Genomic DNA, 6,000 nt, shown 5'->3' with positions numbered 1-6,000 from the left:
GGTCGTCCGGCCGTGTTACGCGATGCGCTCGCGCACCACCGGGAGCGGGGCGAAGGACGTGCCGGCCGGGGCGATGTCGTAGGCGTCGGGAAGCGCCCCGAGCGCGTAGTCGAACTTCTCCGGGGTGTCCGTGTGCAGCGTCATCAGCGGCTGGCCCTCGGTGACCGTGTCGCCGGGCTTGGCGTGCAGCTCGACGCCCGCGCCGGCCTGCACCGGGTCCTCCTTGCGGGCGCGGCCCGCACCGAGGCGCCAGGCGGCGACGCCCACGTCGTAGGCGTCCAGGCGGGTCAGGACGCCGGAGGAGCGCGCGGTGATCACGTGCTGCTCGCGGGCGACCGGGAGCGCGGCGTCCGGGTCGCCGCCCTGGGCGGAGATCATGCGGCGCCAGACGTCCATCGCGGAGCCGTCGGCCAGCGCCTTCTCCGGGTCGGCGTCCTTGAGGCCCGCGGCGTCCAGCATCTCGCGGGCCAGGGCGAGGGTCAGGTCGACGACGTCCTGCGGGCCGCCGCCGGCCAGCACCTCCACCGACTCGCGGACCTCCAGCGCGTTGCCCGCCGTCATGCCGAGCGGCGTGGACATGTCGGTGAGCAGGGCCACCGTGCGCACTCCGCTGTCGGTGCCGAGCGCCACCATGGTGGAGGCGAGTTCGCGGGCGTCCTCGATGTTCTTCATGAACGCGCCGGAGCCGACCTTGACGTCCAGGACGAGCGCCCCGGTGCCCTCGGCGATCTTCTTGGACATGATCGAGCTGGCGATGAGCGGGATCGCCTCGACGGTGCCGGTGACGTCGCGCAGCGCGTAGAGCTTCTTGTCGGCGGGGGCGAGGCCGTCGCCGGCCGCGCAGATGACGGCGCCGGTGGTGTCGAGGACGTTCAGCATCTCCTCGTTGGAGAGGTGCGCCCGCCAGCCGGGGATGGACTCCAGCTTGTCCAGGGTGCCGCCGGTGTGGCCGAGGCCCCGGCCGCTGAGCTGCGGCACGGCCGCGCCGCAGGCGGCGACCAGCGGGGCGAGCGGCAGGGTGATCTTGTCGCCGACGCCGCCGGTGGAGTGCTTGTCGGTGGTGGGGCGGGAGAGTGCGGCGAAGTCCATCCGCTCGCCGGAGGCGATCATCGCGGCGGTCCAGCGGGCGATCTCGGTGCGGTTCATGCCGTTGAGCAGGATCGCCATGGCGAGGGCGGACATCTGCTCGTCGGCGACCTCGCCGCGGGTGTACGCGTCGATGACCCAGTCGATCTGCTCGGGGGTCAGCTCGCCTCGGTCCCGCTTGGTGCGGATGACGGAGATGGCGTCCATGGGAGTCCTTCCGGCCGGTGCGTGCGCAAGAGTTCCGATCGACTCTACGCGCATAGAGAGGGAAAACGGCGGTGGCCCTTCCTCGGAGGGAAGGGCCACGCCGGGGAAACGGTTCTCACCGAGTCGTGCGGTTCTGACCGAGGTTCTGCGGTCCGAACGCCTGCGGCAGCATCGCGTCCAGCGTCCGCAGGCCGTCGGGCGTCTCCAGGAGGAGTTCCGGCCCGCCGAACTCGTACAGCAGCTGGCGGCACCGGCCGCACGGCACCAGGACCGCCCCGGTGCCGTCCACGCAGGTGAAGTGGGTCAGCCGGCCTCCGCCGGTGGCCTGGAGCGCGGAGACCAGGCCGCACTCGGCGCAGAGCGAGAGGCCGTACGAGGCGTTCTCGACGTTGCAGCCGGTGATCGTGCGGCCGTCGTCCACCCGGGCGGCGACCCCGACCGCGAAGCCCGAGTACGGGGCGTACGCCCGGGACATGGCGTCCCGGGCCGCGCTCCGCAGGGCCTCCCAGTCGGCGTCCGACAAGGCCGGCGCGCCGGGGCCGGGCGAGGTCACTTGCCCTCGCCCTTGCGGTACGGCAGGCCGACCGCCTTGGGCGCCCGCAACCGCTGCGCGGAGAGCGAGAGGACCAGCAGCGTCGTGACGTACGGGGCCGCGTCGACGAACTGGCTCGGCACCTGGTCGGTCAGGAAGTACCAGGTGAACAGCAGCGCCGAGACGGCCGCCGAGATCGCCGCGGCGACGTACTTCTTCCGGTACAGCTGCCAGAACACCGCGATGACCAGCAGGATCGCCAGGAGCAGCAGCATGGCGTGGACGTTCTCCGCGCCGCCGCGCAGCTTGAGGCTGTCGGTGAAGCCGAAGAGGCCGGCGCCCAGCGCCATGCCGCCCGGCATCCAGTTGCCGAAGATCATGGCGGCGAGGCCGATGTAGCCGCGACCGCCCGTCTGGCCCTCCTGGTAGATGCCGGTGGCGACGATCGCGAGGAACGCGCCCGCCAGACCGGCCAGACCACCGGAGATCGTGACGGCGATGTACTTGTACTTGTACACGTTGACGCCGAGGGTCTCGGCGGCCACCGGGCTCTCGCCGCAGGAGCGCAGCCGCAGTCCGAACGGGGTGCGCCACAGGATCCACCAGGTGGCGGGGATGAGCAGCAGGGCGACCAGGGTCAGCAGCGACAGGCCGGTGACCAGACCGCCGACCAGGCCGGCGAGGTCGGAGACCAGGAACCAGTGGCGTTGCTGGAGGTCCTGCATCCAGTCCGCCAGGCCCGGAATCGTGATCTTGTCGATCGGGTCGATGCGCGGGGACTGCTTGGAGGAACCTCCCTGCACGCCGTCGAAGGCGAAGTTGGAGAGGTAGCGGGTGACGCCGACGGCGAGGATGTTGATGGCCACACCGGAGACGATGTGGTTCACGCCGAAGGTGACGGTGATGACCGCGTGCAGCAGCCCGCCGAGGCAGCCGCCGAGGATGCCGAACAGGACGCCGACCCACGGGCCCCACTGGAATCCGGCCCAGGCGCCGAACCAGGTGCCGAGCACCATCATGCCTTCGAGGCCGATGTTGACGACGCCCGCGCGCTCGGCCCACAGACCGCCGAGTCCGGCGAGGCCGATCGGCACGGCGAGTTCGAGCGCTCCGGCGACCTGGCCCACCGAGGTGATGTCCTCGGCACCGCTGACGAGGCGGACCAGCGAGACCAGGGCGAGCCCGCCCGCGATGATCAGCAGGAGGACGGGGAGCGAGAGCCTGCGGCGACCGCCGGGCTTCTTGGGGGCGACGCGTGCGGCGGTGACGTTGCTGGTGCTCACAGGGCCGCCTCCTTCTCGGTCGTGAGGGCATGGCCGGCGGCGAGTTCCTCGCCGACCTTCTGCTGCTGGCGGCGGACGCCGTACCGGCGGACCAGCTCGTAGGAGACGACGACCGAGATCACGATCAGACCCTGCATGATCGTGGCGATCTCCTTCTCGTACCCGTACTGGTCGAGCGAGGCCGACGACTTGTCCAGGAAGGCGATCAGCAGGGCGCTGAGGGCGATGCCGAGCGGGTTGTTGCGGCCCAGCAGGGCGATGGTGATGCCGGTGAAGCCGATGCCGGTCGGGAAGTCGAGGCTGTAGGTGTGCGTGTCGCCGAGCAGCGTGGGCATGCCCGCGAGGCCCGCGACGGCGCCGGAGATGAGCATCGAGGTGAGGATCATCTTCTTGGCGTCCACGCCGGACGCCTGGGCGGCGCTCTCGCTGGCGCCGGTGGCGCGCAGGTCGAAGCCGAAGCGCGTGCGGTTGAGCACGAACCAGTAGAGGATGCCGCAGCCGGCGGCGACGAACGTGAAGCCGTAGATCTCACCGGCCTCGGCGCCCATCGACAGGCCCGGGAACCAGCCGGACTCCGGGATCTCGCCGGTGGTCAGGTTGTTGGAGCCGGGCGGCTGCTCGCCGAAGTTCTTCGGCAGGATCAGCCAGGCGACCAGGGCGGTGGCGATGGAGTTGAGCATGATCGTCGAGACGACCTCGCTCACCCCGCGGGTGGTCTTGAGGAAGCCCGCGATGCCCGCCCAGAAGGCGCCCACCAGCATCGCAACGATGACGATCAGCGCGATGTGCAGCGGGCCGGGGAGGCTGACGCTGGCGCCGACCAGCGCGGCCATCATGGCGGCGAGGCGGTACTGGCCGTCGACGCCGATGTTGAAGAGGTTCATCCGGAAGCCGACGGCGACGGCGAGTGCGGCGAGGTAGTACGTACCGGCCTGGTTGACGATCAGGACCTGCACGTCGACGTACGACGCCGACTCGAACATGATCCGGTACGGCTCGAAGGGGTTGCGGCCGGAGGCCAGCAGCACCGCGGTCGTCAGCGCCAGGGCGACGATCAGGGCGAGCACCGGGCCGGCGAACCCCAGGATCAGCCGGTCCTTGTCGAATTTCTTCATCGGGCCTCGTCCTCCGGGCTTTCGAGGTGACCGGTGGCGGCGCCGGTCATGGCCGAGCCCAGTTCCTCCGGGGTGATGGTGGCCGGGTCGGCGTCGGCGACCAGCCGGCCGCGGTACATGACGCGCAGGGTGTCGGAGAGCCCGATCAGCTCGTCCAGGTCGGCCGAGATCAGCAGGACGGCGAGCCCGTCGCGGCGGGCCTCGCGGATCTGGTCCCAGATCTGCGCCTGCGCGCCGACGTCCACGCCGCGGGTGGGGTGGGCGGCGATCAGCAGCTTGGGGGCGTGGCTCATCTCGCGGCCGACGATCAGCTTCTGCTGGTTGCCGCCGGAGAGGGAGGCCGCGGTGACCTCGATGCCGGGGGTGCGCACGTCGTACTCGCGCACGATCCGCTCGGTGTCGGTGCGGGCCGCCTTGTTGTCCAGCAGCCAGCCGCGGCTGTTGGGCTTCTCGGTGACGTGGCCGAGGATGCGGTTCTCCCAGAGCGGGGCGTCCAGCAGGACGCCGTGCCGGTGGCGGTCCTCGGGGATGTAGCCGATGCCGGCCTCGCGCCGCTTGCGCGTGGGGACGTGCGAGATGTCGTCGGCGTCGAGGGTGATGACCCCGCCGTCCGGGATGCGCATCCCGATCAGCGCCTCGATCAGCTCGGTCTGCCCGTTGCCCTCGACCCCGGCGATGCCCAGGACCTCGCCCTTGTGGATGGTGAAGCCGACGCCCGCGAGGACGTCGCGGACGACGCCGTCGGGGTCCGTCACGCTCAGCGCCAGGTCCTGGACGCGCAGCATGGGCACGTCGGTGACGGTCGACTCGCGGGTCTCCGGCGAGGGCAGCTCGCTGCCGACCATGAGCTCGGCGAGCTGCTTGGTCGTGGTGGTGGCCGGGTCGGCGGTGCCCACCGTCGTACCGCGGCGGATCACGGTGATGTCGTCGGCGACGGACAGCACCTCGCCCAGCTTGTGCGAGATGAAGATGACGGTGAGGCCCTCGGCCTTCAGCTCGCGCAGGTTGGCGAAGAGGGCGTCGACCTCCTGCGGCACCAGGACCGCCGTCGGCTCGTCCAGGATCAGGATGCGGGCGCCGCGGTAGAGGACCTTGAGGATCTCCACGCGCTGGCGGTCGGCGACGCCGAGGTCCTCGACGAGCGCGTCGGGACGGATGCCCAGGCCGTACGCGTCGGAGATCTCCTTGATCTTCTTACGGGCGCCGGATCCGATGCCGTACAGCTTCTCGCCGCCGAGGACCACGTTCTCCAGGACGGTGAAGTTGTCGGCGAGCATGAAGTGCTGGTGCACCATGCCGATGCCGCGCTCGATGGCCTCGCCCGGGTTGGAGAAGGAGACCTGCTCACCGTTGATGGCGATGGTGCCCTCGTCCGGCTTCTGCATGCCGTAGAGGATCTTCATCAGGGTGGACTTGCCGGCACCGTTCTCGCCGACCAGGGCGTGGACCGTGCCCCTGCCGATCGTGATGTCGATGTCGTGGTTGGCGACGACGCCGGGGAAGCGCTTGGTGATGCCGTGCAGTTCTACGGCAGGGGGGCTGCTGGACGCGTTGATGACGCACTCTCCTTGGCCGGACAGGAGCGGGGGCGGAGGGGCTGGGGGCGGGGGTGAAGTTATCGCGCCGGAGGGCTGTCTACACGCGTAGCGCTGCCGAATCGTAAAAACACGGATGCACATCACAGTCCGGACGCGGGGTCCGGGACCGGGTGGGAGAGCACTGCGGGAGGCGGATCTTCTTCGGGACTGCGGAGGAACGGTCGTTGGGGTGCGCCGCG

At 70.6% G+C, this 6,000-nt stretch carries 5 protein-coding genes; all 5 read right to left on the bottom strand.

The window, feature by feature from the left end; translation table 11 throughout:
* Positions 1–15 precede the first annotated feature (15 nt).
* The 5 genes from EES43_RS18710 to EES43_RS18690 all read right to left on the bottom strand — a co-directional run bounded on the left by EES43_RS18710 (position 16) and on the right by EES43_RS18690 (position 5,746).
* The gene (locus tag EES43_RS18710; protein WP_124269756.1) at positions 16–1,293 is read right to left on the bottom strand and encodes a thymidine phosphorylase; all 1,278 of its coding nucleotides are present in this window, start codon (positions 1,291–1,293) and stop codon (positions 16–18) included.
* 115 nt (positions 1,294–1,408) lie between these two features.
* Positions 1,409–1,846: a cytidine deaminase gene (locus EES43_RS18705; RefSeq protein WP_124269755.1), complete on the bottom strand. Its 438-nt coding sequence runs from the start codon at positions 1,844–1,846 to the stop codon at positions 1,409–1,411.
* Complete coding sequence (locus tag EES43_RS18700; RefSeq protein WP_124269754.1) at positions 1,843–3,108, bottom strand: ABC transporter permease; 1,266 nt, start codon at positions 3,106–3,108, stop codon at positions 1,843–1,845. Before EES43_RS18700 ends, EES43_RS18705 begins: the two co-directional genes overlap by 4 nt.
* Positions 3,105–4,223 carry an ABC transporter permease gene (locus EES43_RS18695; RefSeq protein ID WP_124269753.1) on the bottom strand — a complete coding sequence of 373 codons (1,119 nt, stop codon included), beginning with the start codon at positions 4,221–4,223 and terminating at the stop codon, positions 3,105–3,107. The genes EES43_RS18700 and EES43_RS18695 overlap by 4 nt, the downstream gene beginning before the upstream one ends.
* Positions 4,220–5,746, bottom strand: a complete 1,527-nt coding sequence (locus tag EES43_RS18690) for an ABC transporter ATP-binding protein (protein ID WP_241192688.1) — start codon at positions 5,744–5,746, stop codon at positions 4,220–4,222. Before EES43_RS18690 ends, EES43_RS18695 begins: the two co-directional genes overlap by 4 nt.
* Positions 5,747–6,000 lie beyond the last annotated feature (254 nt).

Source organism: Streptomyces sp. ADI96-02 (assembly GCF_003846185.1).
GTDB lineage: Bacteria > Actinomycetota > Actinomycetes > Streptomycetales > Streptomycetaceae > Streptomyces.
The sequence above is the reverse complement of the archived record's forward strand: the minus strand, read 5'-3'. Positions and strand labels throughout refer to the sequence as shown.

Coding starts and splice junctions, on each gene's coding strand:
- EES43_RS18710 (WP_124269756.1), bottom strand. CDS start 1,293: ATGGACGCCATCTCCGTCATCCGCACCAAGCGGGACCGAGGCGAGCTG.
- EES43_RS18695 (WP_124269753.1), bottom strand. CDS start 4,223: ATGAAGAAATTCGACAAGGACCGGCTGATCCTGGGGTTCGCCGGCCCG.